The sequence below is a fragment of the Parabacteroides sp. HGS0025 genome (genome assembly GCF_000969845.1).
Taxonomy (GTDB): domain Bacteria; phylum Bacteroidota; class Bacteroidia; order Bacteroidales; family Tannerellaceae; genus Parabacteroides; species Parabacteroides gordonii.
Genome location: NZ_KQ033903.1, coordinates 1,436,990 through 1,453,738, shown reverse-complemented (window position 1 = coordinate 1,453,738; position 16,749 = coordinate 1,436,990). Strand labels below are relative to the sequence as shown.

The following is a 16,749-nucleotide window of genomic DNA, read 5'->3' as shown; positions in this document are numbered from 1 at the left end:
ACTAATTTATTGAACATTAATCTCTGTTACGGCATCCGGCAATCCGTCGGCCGTCGCTTTTACACGAATAACGCCTTTCCTGCCTGTGTTCTGCACCACGACAAGGGCTTTTCCATAGAAAGCATTCCGCTCCGGTTTCTTCAAACTGTTCGGATCATTCTGGTCACCATTATCGGTTCCTGCGATAAAACCGTCACCTTCTACGGAAAAACGGAGCAGGTTATTCGCACGGGGAACCAGGTTTCCTTCTTTATCCCTTACCTCAACGGTTATGAAGGAAAGGTCTGTGCCGTCCGCCTGTATAACGGAACGATCAGGAATCAATACCAGCTGAGCCGCTTCGCCCGCAGTATGGATTTTCTGCGCCAGGACTTCCTGACCGGCTTTGCGGGATACGGCTTTCAGTGTACCTGGTGTGAACGGTACGCGCCAGGAGACATGGAACGTACTGTCGTTTTTACTTCTTGTCCCCAGACTCTTTCCGTTCAGGAAGAGTTCCACTTCGTCCGCCTGGTTATAATAGGCCCAGATATCCACCATCTCCCCTTCCTTCCAGTTCCAGTGCGGGAACAGGTGCAGAGTCGGCTGGTCGGTCCATTCGCTCCGGTACATATAATAGACATCTTTCGGGAACCCGGCCAGGTCTACAACACCGAAGAAACTGCTGCGGCTCGGCCACCAGTAAGGAGTCGGTTCGCCCAGATAATCAAAACCAGTCCAGATAAACATACCGGAGGCATGCGCCAGGCGTTTCACTTCGTACCAGGTCACTTCGTGCGTAGAGCCCCAGGGGACATGGCAGTTATCATACGAAGAACACAGGTGTTCCGGACGGTCAAAAGGTTTGTCCCATGACTCAGGCCAGATATACATTTCGTCGGACGGCATCTGATAATAGCCGCGTGTCATCAACGCCGAAGTCGATTCACTGACGATCAGCTTCTTTCCGGGATAGACCTGCGGGAAAGGAGCGAAATCCTTTTCATGATAGTTGAACCCGTAGACATCAAGTGCCCCGGAACGGAACAGATGGTTGGTGGGATCTACACCGTTATTTCCGGCCGTTACCGGACGGGTAGTATCGAGCTTCCTGACAATATCGGCCAAAGCAATCGTAATCAGCGACTGTACGCTCATCGTGCTGTCTTCCAACAAAGCCGGGTCGATCTTATGGCCGGCATTCAGTATCAGGTTCGCCTCCTGCAAGCTCAATGTATCGGCATCGGCATGCGACCACTGTTCGAGTACTTCATTACCAATACTCCACATAAAGACAGAAGCATGGTTGCGGTCGCGTTTGATCTGATCCGTCAGGTCACGTTCGTGCCATTCGTCGAAATACTGCGCATAATCGTAAGGCGATTTACGTTTTCTCCACATGTCGAACGATTCATCCTGTACCAGCAAGCCCATCTCGTCACAAAGTTCGAGCAACTCAGGAGCAGGCGGGTTGTGGCTTGTACGGATCGCATTGACACCCATCTCCTTCATGATCTGCAACTGGCGTTCGATTGCCCGTTTATTGACAGCCGTTCCCAGGCAACCCAGATCATGATGCAGGCAAACGCCCAGCACTTTGGTCGGCTCCCCGTTCAAATAAAAGCCGGTCGCTTCATCCCAACGGAAAGTACGGATACCAAAGGTCGTTTCATACCGGTCGTTCAACTGACCGCCGGATCTTACCTCAGTGATTGCCGTATATAATGCCGGATTCCGGGTACCCCACAGTTCAGGATTCTTTACTTCAATTGTCTGGCTGAACGATTTAGTCCCGTTTTCCGGTAATCCGGCAAGTTGCGTAACCTGGGTTACGACGTTCCCGGAAGGGTCTTTCACGATTGTTGTATATTCGGCGGAAACGGCGGCGGCCTCATTATTCTTCAATGTCGTTTCAATCACCACTGTTGCCTTATCCTGAGCGACTTCCGGAGTCGTTATATTTGTTCCGTAATGATCCACATGGACCTGTCCGGTCTTCACCAGCCAGACATTACGGTAAATACCCGATCCGGAATACCAGCGGGAGTTGGGTTGTTGCGAGTTATCCGCCTGCACGACCAGTACGTTTTCCTCCTGTCCGTATTTCAGATAGGGGGTCAGGTCGTAACGGAACGAGATATATCCGTTCGGACGGAAACCCAGCAGATGACCGTTCAACCATACTTTACTACAACGGTAAACACCGTCGAAATCAATATAGATCTTCTTCCCCTGGTCAGTCTCCGGCATGTTAAAATGCTTCCGGTACCATCCCATGCCACCGGGCAAAGCTCCACCGCCGGGTGTTGCCGGATTCTCTTTGGAAAAATCGGCTTCGATACTCCAGTCATGCGGCAGGTTCAGTGAGCGCCAGCCGGAATCATCTGCATCAGGGGCAGAAACATCTGCCTGATTATCGGTCAGTGAAAACAACCAGTCATGATTGAAAGATACTCTTTCCCGCCCCTGCCGGCCGGCCGAACAGGCCACCAGCAACAGGCTCAGGAATACAATTGCTATTTGTTTCATACGCTATAGTTTATCAGGGTAACGAAATGGTTAACTGTTCACCTTTGTAGACAGCAGAAGTTTCTTTTCCTACCGGATATTCAGGTGTCACAAAGATAACCTTTATGTTCCGTTCTGCCGCCATTTCGGGGAAAGAACCGGAACGGTCACCGATCGTTAATTCCTTACCGGACTCCTTATAAGAAAGCGGTATGGTACTGTACTCTCCTTTCTCGTAAGCGTAGGTAATTCCATTATCCTCATACAAAGAGAAAGAAGCATCCGCTCCGGTATACACATAAACCGTCAGGTCTTTCTGTTGCTCGGCTGTCGACTGTATCAACTTTCCGGTAGGAATAATAGAACCGCCACGCACAAACAAAGGCATTTGTTCATAAGGCGCAGACACTGTGCCGGAAGTTCCGCCGGTAATGCTCTTGCCCGTATAATAGTCATACCAGGTTCCGGCAGGGAAATAAACTTCCCGGTCACGTTTCTTATACTGATGAACCGGACAAGCCATAAAAGCAGGACCGAACATAAACTGGTCGTCGATATTATAGGTATTCTTATCATCTGCATAATCCATTACCAGAGCACGCATAATCGTGTAGTCGTTGAAATAAGTCATACCAGCCAGGCTGTAGATATAAGGCATCAGACGGTAACGCAGTTCGGTATAATATTTCATAGACTTATACGTCGGTGTTCCTTCGGGAGCTATATTGTATATTTCGCGGCACGGATACTGACCGTGACTGCGGAATAACGGGCAGAACGCTCCGAACTGATACCAACGGGTATTCAACTCACGCCACTCATTCAGGTCTTCACTGCCCTCTTTCGCGTGTTCATACCGTTTTTCTACACAGAAACCACCGATATCCATCGTCCAGTAAGGAACACCCGACATGGCAAAGTTCAGTCCCGCACTGATCTGGGCTTTCATATCTTCCCAACGGGTACCGATATCGCCGCTCCAGGTTGCCGTCGAATAACGTTGCTGTCCGGCAAACCCCGAACGGGTCAGCAGGAAGACACGGTTATCCGGATTCACACCACGCTGTCCGTCGTAGATAGCTTCCGCATTCATCAGCGCATAAGCATTAAAATATTTGGTAGAAGGTCCCAGATAAGTCGGTCCGCACAGTTTCTTGCGATACTCCATATCCGTATTATCCTGTACGTTCGGTTCGGAAGCATCCATCCACCAGGCATCGACACCCAGACTGTAGAGATGTTCGTTCATCTGATCCCAGAACAGTTTGCGGGCTTCCGGGTTATAGGCATCATAGAAAGAGCCGATATATCCCGGATAGATCCAATCGCGGATGCTGTCTTTAATCGCTTGCTGATACATCGCTCCGAGTTGGTCCAGTTCCTTATAATGCTCTGTCGTCGCATAGAATTTAGGCCATACGGAGATCATGAAACGGGCATCCTTATCGTGTATCTCCTTAATCATACCTGCCGGATCGGGGAAACGTTCCTTATCGAACTCATGGCTTCCCCAGGCATCCTCCGGCCAGTAGCTCCAGTCCTGAACGATCACGTCCAACGGAACCTGCCGCCGGCGGTATTCATCCAGTGCCGTGAGCAATTCTTCCTGTGTCTTATAACGTTCGCGGCTTAACCAATAGCCCATTGCCCATTTAGGCATGACCTGGCTTTTACCTGTCACGGTGCGGTAGCCGCTGATTACGTCATCCATGTTTTTACCGTTGATGAAGTAATAGTCGATCTGGTCGCCCATTTCGCTCCAGAAAGCCAAACGGTTCTGTTCGGCTTCGGGCAACGGACTCAGCACCTTCAATCCCAAATAAGAGACACCGCCATCCGGAAGCCATTCGATCCGGATCGGATAACGTTTCCCTTTTTCCAGACGGACTTTGGTTTTATAATCGTTCGGGTTCCAGGCTGTACGCCAGCGTTCGGCGACCACTTCTCTCCCATCGATAAAGACTTTCGTATATCCGGCATAATGTAGTTTGAAATGATGTACACCACTTTCTGTAGGTTCTATCTCTCCTTCCCAGGTGGCATAAGCCTCATTGGATGGAAATTTCTCCGGGAAATTCTTGATCGTTACCAGATCTTCATAATTGATTTTGTCCTCTTTTCGGATCAAAGGTTGTACCGAAGAGGTCCGATCCTTATAATAAGTTGCAGTCAATGCACCCGCCTGTCCTTCCTTATCATACAGTTTAAAGACATCGGCCAGTTCCGCATAAGGGCGTTTATCCCCGAAACGACTCAGGGAATAATTATGCCAGAGTATTCCATACCCTTTGGTGGAAACGATAAAAGGAACGCTTACTTTCGTATTGTACTGGAACAGTTCTTCGTTTTTTCCTTTATAATTGAACTCGTCGCTCTGATGTTGCCCCAGACCGTACAATCCTTCCTCTTCGTCATTTTCAAAAACCTGACGGAACGAATAGCCATTGGTTCCTTCCACCCGTACCGGGGTGAATTCTTTCCCACCTCCATTCTGTTCACGGAGGATCAGGTTCCCTGCTTTATCCGTGAACCAGACTTCACCTGTTCTCTGTAATAGACGAGCCTGTAAAGTAGCTGTTCCAAGCGTGATGGTATCTCCGCTCCGGGTGATCTCAAACGTAGGGACAGGTAGCTGACGCGTATCTTTGATCAGATTTGCACTTTCTTCAAATATGCCTGTTGGCGATGCCATCACCCGGATTACATCGTCGGTAATCACTTCCAGCTTAACGGCTTTAGTCTCGCCGGAAGTAATCGGGACGATTATCCCGTTCTCTGTCTGTCGGACAGCATCCGAATGGCAGGCAGAGAACAACAGCGTTCCGAAAGTAAGACATACAATCGCTTGTTTCATATTCTATCTTATTAGTCTGTCACTTTAAATTTCACTTTTCCTTCCAGGCCGTCGGCTTTCACCTGATGCCCCTTTACAGAGACAGTCAACGGATGAAGCTGATTGTCGGACGGCAGGCACACCAAACCGGTTGCTTCGGAAGCATCGGCGGCATATACCTTCAGTTCAATCTGGCTCCAATCCATTTCTCCGGTATTCTGCGCCAGTTTGATATGAGGAAGCACAGAGCCGTCGCGTACCAGAATAACCGCCTGTACCGTTCCGACCAGGATCGTATGCCAGCCACCTGTGTAGACTTTTCCGGTCTGGTAATCAATCCATTTCCCCTCCGGAAGATAGACATCGCGTTCCATACCGCTCTCCATCATCGGAGCAACCAGCATCTGACTACCGAACAGATATTCATCTTCAACCAACCATGCACCGGCATCATGCGGGTATTCCACAAAGAGAGCACGCATCATCGGAAGACCTTTCTCCGTACATTCTTTTGCCTGTGCATAGATATACGGCATCAGTTTATACTTCAATTCCGCATTCTGGCGGAAAGCTTTCAGGAAACCTTCATTATACAGCCAGGGTTCTGTAGGAGGTGCACCGTGTGCACGGGTGTGGGAGCATAGGAATCCCAGCGGCAACCAGCGGCGATAGAGTTCTTCCGGAGTAGATGTTACAAAACCTCCGATATCATGGCTCCAGAAAGAGAATCCGCTCAAACCGAACGACAGACCGCCACGCAATGTTCCCAGCATACCCATATCTGTATTCTCGGCATCACCGCCCCAATGCAACGGGTAACGCTGTGAGCCTGCCCAGGCACTACGCGCCCAGATAATATTTTCGCCATGTACTTCATTGATAATATCGGCAACAGCCTTGTTGTACCTCAACGGATAAAGATTATGCTCATAAAACCCGCTCTTACCGGAAGCATAGATGCCATTGAACGGAGCAGCTTCACCGAAATCGACCTTGATAGCACCTACCCCCATCTTGATCAGGTTGGCCAGTTTGTCCTGGTACCACTTAACCGTATTCGGATTGGAGAAATCCAATACAACATCTTCATAAGGAAGTTCTCCTTTACCATTCTTCACATACAGGTCCTTTTCAATCAGCTCGCTAAAGAAACGGTTCTTCGGCGTGAAATAAGGCAACTGCCACAAACAAGTATGGAAGCCTTTATTTTTCAGATCATCCAGCATCAGTTGCGGATCGGAGAAGCGGTTCGGAGCAAACTGGTAATCGCACTGCCAGTCGGTTTCAAACCAGCCGGTATCAAAGTGAATCACATCGGAGGGGATCTTATGCTTACGCAGGTTTTCTGCTACGTCGTATCCGTCTTTCTGGGAGAAATAAGTGATGCGGCTCATCCAGGTTCCGAACGACCACAGAGGCGGCATTCCCGGCTTACCCACAATCTCCGTATATTCATTCAGAATATCTTTCGGTTCTCCGAAGAAAACGAAAAAGTCCATTGTCTCATCCCCCATGAACAGCTTATTGACATTGATATTGGTCGCACCAAAGTCGCAGGTCACCGGGGCGGAGGTATGCATGAACATTCCATAGCCGCGGTTACTCATAAAGAAGGGGATAGGTTTATATTGCTGGTCGGTTTCAGGTCCCTGGGGGTCGGTTACAAACAGGTGTACTCTCTGTCCCACTTTATTCAGAGGGCCGAAAGACTCACCGCAACCGAAAATCTTTTCGTTCGGAGCCAGCGAGAATACAGGATTAATGCTCCGGCTATTATCCGACCCACGTTTGATAAAATTGAACGGGACAACCTTAGCCTGAGTCGAGTCGTTATCATGCAATGTACGGGTCTGCGTCATGACCTTGCCATTCGCATCACGCAAAACGATACGCCAGGGGTTCTTTTCGATGGTTATACTACCGTTGGCATTTGCATATGTCACGGCATTCCCCGTTTCTGTTCCCTTCCAGGAGCTGTCTTTGCCCGGTTCTTTGGCAAGCATCAGGGATGTTTCATCCTTCGGTTCCACCGGTGTCGTTAACATCCGGACACGGACCGTACGGGGAGAGACGAAGTCGATAGAGAATCTTAATTCGGGATCATTTACATAAGCTGTAAAAGGGAAATCCTGCATTTTCAGCGGTACAGGCAATACGGTATTTGTATTGAACGCCTGGCGGCTTTCCAGCGTGTACCGTTTCCATCGAACGGTACCGCTGGCTTTTGCTACATCAAATGATGACAATTCATCTGCAAAGAAAAAGATGTTGGTGAAGTCACCGAAATCGGTGCTCATATCTCTCGCCTGGTTCATCAGATACTGTGAACCCGAATTAATCTGAAGCTGTGCCTGCGACTGTCCGGAAAGTCCTCCCAGGGCAGCGAGGGTCAATGCTAGAAATAGATTCTTATTTTTCATGATTTATCTTGTTTAATATTTAAATACACGGTATGAATGAGGCATAAGCGTCAGGCGGAAGGACTGGTTCTTTTCCTCTTTTTGGTAATGACGAACTCTCTTGGATGAAGTTTCTTCACTCACTGGAATCACAACGGAATCGTCGACGATATCAGTCAGTTGCTTTACTCCTTCATCTGTGATCACCCGGATTGTGACAGGCTCATCATTGAATGATTCCACAATGAATGTCCCGTTATCATAAAGAAACAGGCTCACCTTCGACGGTGCCTCGATATGTACAGGCAGATCCTGACTCATCACCCGGCGAAATATATTCAGTACGCCTTCGGGAAGATCGTATAGATTTCCCATATCGTCCGGAATAGTGATCACATACAAACTACCTTTCGAATAAAGAGCCCGAAGTAACATCGGATATCCACTGACACCACCTTCGAGGGGACGTCCGGCACTTGCCAGCTCCCAGGCATCGTTTGTCTGGTAACGAACCTGAGGGATCAACAGGTCCCGACCGGATTTACCCAATGGCCCGAAATCATTCACCAATGCTTTCAGATCCGAACAACGCAATTCAGCAATTTCGGCGATCTGTTCCGGTATAGCTTTCAACAGGTTACTGGTAATCACTATATCTCCGCCTTTCTGTAACTGGGCCTTCATCTTTGGAAGCAGCACCGGATCATATTTAGCCTGTTCAGTCAGCAAAACAACTTGCTGATCTGTCGGGAATTCGGGATACATATCCATCGGCAGGCCGATCATTCCCAGATAATTCGGAAGAAAGTCATCCCCCAGCGAATGATAAGGTTTGTAAGACTTGATCCCGACCGGCTTCCCGAGTTTATGGACAAACTTGTCTATTTGTTCGAAAGTCATACCGGCTGCACGGGCGATCGTGGTTGGCTGCACCTGCTGTCCGTCGGATGATCTGACCGGTTTCATCATGTCATCGTAACTGAAACTGGTTTCCTGTCCCTGCCAGGAAGTACGGTGTTCCGGCCTGATCTTTACATCCAACAGTTGGTTATAAGCAAAAAGGATCATTTCAGGAGCTTTGGCGAACATGGTCAGCCAAAGTTGTTCTGCATATCGGTCCATCCCCAGTTCGGAACCACCGGCATCCACCCAACCACCTCCGTTATGACCGGGGCGCAGATTCTCATAATACCGGATCACATTATAGCTCAGATAATTCTGCAAATGCTGTGCATTACCCGGATCACGGGTTTCCGTTCCGGTCCATACACCGTCAAATAACCGGGGACCATTTTCAAGGTCGAATCCCAATCCCTGGAAATGATCGTACCAGTTCGGATATTTGATAATCACCTTTACATTCGGATTGACTTTCTTTGCCGGTTTCAGAACCAGGGTCTGACCGGCTTCAGTCATCAGTTTAGTGCGGTAATCACTCCAGCTCTGACTACCTTTGGCCTTGATTTCTATATCCGACTTACAGCTGGTAAAGAAGAAATCATCCAGGATAAAGTCATCGAAATGCCTGGCTGTATGTTCAGCTATCTCCTGTACCATCTTCCGATGTTCGGGATCAGAATAACAGAAGGTCTCGAAGTTATTCGCTTCATTGATTGTATAGGTGATACCGCCACCCACTTCGATTCCCCGGTCGAGGAAATACTTCTTTGCCTGTTCCAGGGTTTCATCGGGAACGATCAACAGGTCACGGTGCGTCTCCAGATAGATTTTATCGACCTTTACCTGTTGAGAGATTACACGCCAGGTGGAATCCAACCACGCAAGATCCTTCATCTTTTCTACCTCATAAGCACGGGTGTAAACCGACACTTTGAAGCTCCGGTAATTACCGGCAAAAACAGAAGAGGAGATCAGCCATACTGACAGAAGATAATATATTCGTTTCATATCCTTTGAAATAAACGTGTTCTACAATATTATTTATCATTCAGTATCTTCCGGGCAGCCAATACCATGTACATAAAATAAGAAGCTTCGCCCCCCATACAATACTCACCTTCCTGCCAGATAAACGGATACGGCACCAGTTCCGGCAGGTCGGGGCGGATCAGGACTGTTCCCGGAATAACTCCACCCGGTATATAAGAGCCGTCGGCGCGATTCACCCCATAAGCCACTGTGGCCGAATTCGCTCCGATACCGGAAGCAAAAGAGACCGTGTTACTTCCCGGATGGCAGCCCAGGATAAAGTTGATTGCATTGAAAATATAGTCAGGCGTGAACAGATCAGGATAAACATCCTGCAGGAAGCAGTAATAATAGCCCAGTGTCTGCACATCCCAGGAACCGGAACTCAGGTTTCCACGATCTTCGGGTACACCGTACGGAGTCTGCAACTTCATTTTCTCATACTGGTCACGAACGGTAACCAACGCTTTACGCATAGACTGCGAGAATTTCTTATCATTCACCGCTTTATCGAAACGGCCGATAAACCAGCCGAGACGATCGATGTGCTGAACGATATACTCCTGTTCGGCCAGCACATATTCCTTATAGGAATTATCGCCGGTTGTCAGATACAGTTCGACTGCCGCATGTATTTTAGCCCCTTTGGTCCGCCCATCAGCCCGGGTAATCCGGTACAGTTCTTTCGCTGCATCCAATGCCTGTGTACTCAATGTATCGTTAAAGTTTTTCAGCACCCGGGAGATAGCCGATAACTGGGCAGCAGTCGTCAGTTCGCGATACGGGTTATCCTCTGTGAATACCCAACGATCGTCTTCATTTCCAATCACATTGTCGGTGTGGGCACTGGCATCTCCCAGATGGACATACTGGCGGACACTGTTACAGATAATCCCGCGGTAAAGACGTCCGAGAGCACGATAACCTACCACAACAGTCAATGCACCGTTCTCCACCTGCTGCAACAAGTCCGGTTTGCCATCCGGCTGATGGATCTCGGTAACCCTTTTATGATGGTCGATCGTTGTCGCGTCGTAATCGATACCGAAATGTTCATAAGCCAATGCCAGGATATAAGCCTCTCCTGCCTGCGATTCCACACGGAGGTCATAGTCACCGGCATCATGCCAGCCACCGATGGTCAGACCGGGTACGATATCACCCGGCTGGTATTTAGTCAGTGTAGACGGGCCCGAAGAATATCCGTCGATATGGCTCAGGTTCACAGGAGCCATACGGGCATCATCCATGTGGCAAAGGTCATGCCAGACACGGTATTTTTCGTTTACCCGCATGTGACACATCTGGATCGGCAGGAAATATTCCAGTTCCGGCTGCCAGATACCGCGTTCATAAATATCTTCGGCAATACGGAATACAGGAGAAACGGATTCGCCGTAACGCACCTGGTACAATCCTTCTTCCCGAATAGATGAGAAGTCGAAACGGAGATAGTTGTAACGCAGGAATTTACCCCATTCCTGTGCCGGTCCGTCGAGGATAAGCTCTTCACCCGCATCCGTAATTTTATAAAGAGCCGGTTCACCGATCTGCTTATCACGGCTGTCCAGTTCGATCACAGCCATCTTCGGCTGATCCGGATGGTAACCGACCTGCGAGGTCTGTACTACCGGCGTATATAGCCAGTCTTTTACTACATTTGGAGTGATCACCCACTTGATCGCGTTCCTGGAAACACCCGCCGGTATCTCTGTCCGCAGAACGAACCAGCCGTTGTTGTGATTCATACGTCCGTCATAGAGGATCAGGTCGCCGATTTCTGAACGGACCGTTACTTTGTTGTAAGGATCGGCGGGATTCATCGTGAATTTCTTACCACGGGCATAAGGGGCGGCAATAATATCATCAGCGATCATCGGGTTGTAGGTTCCGTCACCCAAAAGATGTTTCAGGTCGACCTTTCCTTCTGGGTTAAAGTTGCCGAGCCATTGGGTATTCGATTCGCAGGAGATTGTCGGACCATTCGCCTGTGCAGGGAAAATGCCTGCCTTGTGATCCATGATCCAGGGTTTTCCCAGTAAGGAACCCGGGTAAAGCTCGAGGTTAAAACCGATTTTTCCTTCATACTTCTGAGGAACAGGAGTATCCAGATCGACTGTTACGACGACATCGTCACCCTCTCCGGCTACACGGACCGTGTACTGGAATACAAAATCCGGATAAAGGGTCGGATTAAAACCTGTCATGTGCCTGGATGAATCAGGATAACTTAACGTAACGGTTATGCTGTTGTCCTCCTCATTTACCTGGCGGCTCCGCAGAACGGGAAGCGGTTGCCACTGCCCCTGAGAGGTCTCCAGGCGGATATCGCCACTGGCGGCCACACGGTTGTTGTTCATAATAATGGTCACGCCGGTTTGTTTGCCCTCCGGATAGACATCACTGAAAGCCATTACATCTACACCTTCATTGCGAAGATAACCGGCCGGATCAAGTTTGAATTCCTGCGCCTGAAGAGGGTGGAACTGTATCAATGCCAATAAGCCGATGCCTGTCAATATGTTCTTCATGATATATATTCTTTTATATGTTGGTATCTGTTTGATAGCTCTTATTTGTTTTCCAATAACTGACGGGCAGCGAGCACCAGGAACATATAGTGCGAGGAACCTCCTCCCATCACATATTCTGTCTGTTGCCAGAGGAAAGGAAAAGTCAGTAGTTCGGGGAAGTCCGGACGGATCATGGCAGTCCCGGAGATCACACCACCGGGGATATAAGACCAGTCCGCACGGTTCAATCCATAGGCTACCGTTGCAGAATTGGCTCCCACACCCGAAGCGAAAGAGGCGGTATTGCTTCCCGGATGACAACCCAGCACAAAGTTGAGCGCGCTGTAAAGCAACTCCGGCCCAAACAGGTCAGGGTAAGCCTGCACGAGAAAGTACTGTTGATAGCCGAACGACTGGATATCCCAGCCTGCCCCCCAAATGCTCGGTTTATAAGGGACACCATACGGGGTTTCCTTTTTCTGTTCTTCCAGTTCGCGGCGGAAAACGGCAAGTGCCTTGCGTATGTTCTCCGTAAATTTCCTGTCCTTGATGGCCTGGTCGGCGCGTCCGATAAACCAGCCTGTACGGGCGATGTTATCAACGATCAGTTTCTGTTGACCGAGGATATATTTTTTGTATCCATCCTCCCGGGTTGCCAGATAAAGTTCGACGGCAGCCTGTACCTTATTTATTTCCGAATGATCGGTCACACGGGTCCGGTCGAACAATTCGCGGGCGGCCTGCAAAGATTGCACGCTCAGGGTGTCGTTAAAGCCTTTCAATACACGGGAGACGGCAGCCAGGGCGGCGGCAGTACTTAATTCACGGGAAGGGTTATCTTCGGTGAACACCCAGCGGTCGTCGGCATTACCGATCACATTGTCGGTCATGGCACCGGCATCGCCCAGCATGACATACTGGCGCAGGTCGTTACAAATAATTCCGCGATACAGGCGACCGAGGGCACGATAGCCCCCCACTACGGTTAAGGCACCATTCTCAACCTGCTGCAACAGGTCCGGTTTACCGTCCGGCTGATGGATTTCGGTGATCCGGTTATGATGATCGATGGAGGTTACATCATAGTCCTCGCGAAAAGCCTCATAAGCCAATGCCAGGATATAAGATTCACCGGCTTGCGATTCTACGCGCAGGTCGAAATCACCTGCATCATGCCATCCGCCGATATTTAATCCCGGAACGATATCCCCCGGGGCATACTTTGTCAAAGTCGAAACACCCTGCGTATATCCGTCGATATGATTCAGGGCAGGAGCCATACGGGCATCGTCCAAATGACAATAGTCGTGCCAGACCCGATATTTTTCGTTCACCCGCATGTGGCACATTTGTACCGGAAGAAAATATTCCAGGACCGGCTGCCATACGCCCCGTTCATAGATATTCCGGGCGATGCGGAAAACAGAAGAGACCGAGTTTCCGTAACGAATCTGGTAAAGCCCTTCCTCCTTCACGTCCGTGAAATCAAATTTAAGATAGTTATAACGCAGGAAGTTTCCCCACGACTGTGGGGTTGCGGAGCGGATTATCTCCTCTCCTTTTGCCGTAAGACGGTATAATGTAGCTTCAGGACGTGCGCTATCGCGGCTATCCAACTCGATTATCGCCTCTTTCGGCTGCGCCGGGTGGTAACCGACCTGTGAAGTCTGGATAACAGGCGTATACAGCCAATCTTTTACTACATTCGGAGTGATGGTCCAGCAGACAGCGCCTTTCGTTACTCCGGCGGGGATTTCGCTGCGGACGACAAACCAACCATTATTATGGTTCATACGTCCGTCGTATAGTTTTAATTCTGCATTTTCCGATAAGATGGTAAATTTGTTGTAAGCATCGTCAGGGCGGACGGTGAAACAATGTCCTACCGCATAAGGTTCGGCTATCAGATCGTCGGCGACGATGGGATTATAAGACGAACCGTCTCTCGCCAGCTGTTTCCGGTCAGCCAAGAGGCCGCTTTCTTTTGTAAAAGAACAGTAATCACCGGTATGTTGATGATTGGAACGTACATTTAAAGTAGGTCCGTTAGGCTGTTGTGGGAAAATACCGTCCTGTTCATCCATGATCCAGGGTTTGCCGAAAAGATCGCCCGGAAAAAGTTCGAGATTAAAACCGACCTTACCTGCGAAGTCTGCCGGGATGGGTCGATCGAGGTCGACCGTTACTACGATATCCCCGCCTTTCCCTTCTACACGGACCGTATAATTGAATTGGAGGTCTGGATAAATCATCGGATTGAAACCGGTCATATGGCGGGAAGAATCGGGATAGGAAAGCCGCGTGATGATCGTGTTGGAAGTATTATCTACAATGCGATCCTGTTGTTTTGGCACCGGCTGCCATTGTCCCGGTGTTGCTTCGAGACGGATATCACCGTTGGTAGCGATCCGGTTACCATGCATGATAAGGCTGACGCCCCCCTGATGGCCTTCGGGATAGAAATCGTTGAACGACATTACATCTACTCCCCCGTTGTTGAAGTATCCGAATGAATTGAGCTTGAACTCCTGAGCCGTCAAGGAGAAGACAGAAGTCAGTAAATATATGCCGATAAGTGTTCGTTTCATGTGAATAAGATTTAATAAAGACCTATCAATCCCAAATAGCATAATGAAATGCAACAAGTTATTTTACCGTCTTTTTGATACGTTAAAAAATATTACCCGGTGAGGTAATCTGAAATACATGGTATAGTAATCTGATTTACCCGATAGGGCAATGTCATTTTGATAGTAACGGTTTTCCTCCGCAAAAGGAAATAGAGGGGGTGTTATAGGTCTTTCCTACAACAGACTTTAACACCCCTGCCTCCTCTCCAAAGGGAAGAGTTACTACCAAACTACAATAAACACTTACAATCAATAACCTGGATTCTGATCTTCCGGTCCGATCTCCGCATTCGTTAAGATTTCCTGATAAGGAATCGGATAAAGCATCTTATCCTTGTTATAATCGAATGTACGATAGGTACGCCAGTCCTGATAAGCGGCATCCGATCCCGGAGCAGTACCTACTCCCTTCGGATATTCCAGGTTGATAAACTCTTCGACCATTCCGGTACGCTTCAAATCATAGAACAGGCTGAATTCAGCGTTGAACTCATGGCGGCGTTCCATATTGACGGCAACCATCCAGACATCGGAAGAGTAACCTTTTTCCGCTTTATATTTCGTGTAATAGGTTTTAGCGTCAGGCACTGCCACAGTTTCAGTCTGCATCGGAATCGGATATTCTGCGTCGCTCAAACTGACTTCATGGTTACCCCAGGCACGTTCGCGTATCTGGCGGATCGCATCCCAACCACTTGTTTCGTCGCCGGTCTGGAAACTGCATTCTGCATAATTCAGCAAGATGGCGGCATAACGCAGCAGGTGCAGGGTAAACGGCTGGTTGATCGTCGTCCAATAGTCGCAGTTGGCACGCCAGTATTTCAAACTGGAGATGTTCGGCATATATTCGGAACCTGTCTTCACATTCGGGGCACCGTTTGCACCGATCGTCTGCCCAGTCCAGGGGTTTGTTTCTCCCAAAGCCACCATAGAGGCGGCACGGCGGCGGTCGCCATCCTCAAACGAGTTGTAACATTCCCAGGAAATAAACAAGGACCCCCAACCGTTATACTCCATCGAAGCGGCACAATAGCATGCTGTCATGTAATGATCTTCCGTTGGCGACCACCCTTGCACACCCGACATGTTATTACCATTGTCAGTCCACATCACTGTGGCAAAGACGTCTTCTGTTTGCCATGCTTTTTCAGGATCATACAAATAACTGAAGCATGGAACCAGCGAATAGGTGTTGCTGTCGATTATTTCCTTCAGTAATGTCTTGGCTTCCGCATATTTTTCCTGATACATCAGGGCCTCGGCCTGATAACCTAAACAGAAACCTTTTGTTATACGTCCGTATTCGCCGTTGATCGGTGTCCAGTCGAGAACGGAAGCACCAAATGCAAGGTCGTCGATGATCACCTGCCATGTTTCATCTTCCGTATCCGGGCGCGGCTTGGAAGGTGTATTTACATACGTCTCGCCAGCCATCAGCATGGGCACACGTCCGAAGTTTTTCGCCAGAGCCAGGTAGTTGTAAGCACGGATAGCACGTGCCTGTGCCTCGATCTTCTTCTTGCCGGCCTCTCCTTCGCTGAAGAGATCGTTGCTCATGCCTTCCAGACCATCGAGCAAGGTGTTGCAACGGGAAATCGCCTTATAACAGCCTACCCATAAAGAGAGGAACTCGGAACTGGAAGAGGTCCAGTCTTCCGTACAATAGGCTTTATCCCAACCGCTTGCCTGTGTGTCTAGGGTCGGATGGTTCGACAGCATGTATTGTGGCTTAAAACCCCACATAGAACCGTCGGCACCGGCCTCGTTGTCTTCTTTGGAGGGATAGAAGGTATCGTAACAACCGATCAGGCCACCTTCCACGTTTTCTTCACTCTGGAACATGAAGTCGCCAGGGAGAATATCGTAATGGTCTACTTCCAGATAATCCTTACAGCTGTTTGTCGTAAGCAAAAGGAGTAACGATAAGGCAGATATAACTATTTTTTTCATAAGACTCG

General features: G+C 49.0%; 7 protein-coding genes. All 7 read right to left on the bottom strand.

The features are described from left to right. Positions 1-6: 6 nt before the first annotated feature. The gene (locus HMPREF1212_RS22390; RefSeq protein WP_046151148.1) at positions 7-2,508 is read right to left on the bottom strand and encodes a sugar-binding domain-containing protein; all 2,502 of its coding nucleotides are present in this window, start codon (positions 2,506-2,508) and stop codon (positions 7-9) included. Positions 2,509-2,521: 13 nt separating this feature from the next. After that, on the bottom strand, positions 2,522-5,341 hold the full coding sequence (locus HMPREF1212_RS22385; protein WP_046151147.1) for a TIM-barrel domain-containing protein: 2,820 nt from the start codon (positions 5,339-5,341) through the stop codon (positions 2,522-2,524). Positions 5,342-5,352: 11 nt separating this feature from the next. After that, complete coding sequence (locus HMPREF1212_RS22380) at positions 5,353-7,740, bottom strand: glycoside hydrolase family 31 protein (protein ID WP_046151146.1); 2,388 nt, start codon at positions 7,738-7,740, stop codon at positions 5,353-5,355. 12 nt (positions 7,741-7,752) lie between these two features. After that, entirely contained in the window at positions 7,753-9,627 is a 1,875-nt protein-coding gene (locus HMPREF1212_RS22375; protein ID WP_046151145.1) for a hypothetical protein, read from the bottom strand. 29 nt (positions 9,628-9,656) lie between these two features. Further along, positions 9,657-12,179, bottom strand: a complete 2,523-nt coding sequence (locus HMPREF1212_RS22370) for a glycoside hydrolase family 9 protein (RefSeq protein WP_046151144.1) — start codon at positions 12,177-12,179, stop codon at positions 9,657-9,659. Between the two features lie 41 nt (positions 12,180-12,220). Further along, on the bottom strand, positions 12,221-14,749 hold the full coding sequence (locus tag HMPREF1212_RS22365) for a glycoside hydrolase family 9 protein (RefSeq protein WP_046151143.1): 2,529 nt from the start codon (positions 14,747-14,749) through the stop codon (positions 12,221-12,223). Positions 14,750-15,040: 291 nt separating this feature from the next. After that, positions 15,041-16,741: a RagB/SusD family nutrient uptake outer membrane protein gene (locus HMPREF1212_RS22360; RefSeq protein ID WP_046151142.1), complete on the bottom strand. Its 1,701-nt coding sequence runs from the start codon at positions 16,739-16,741 to the stop codon at positions 15,041-15,043. Positions 16,742-16,749 lie beyond the last annotated feature (8 nt).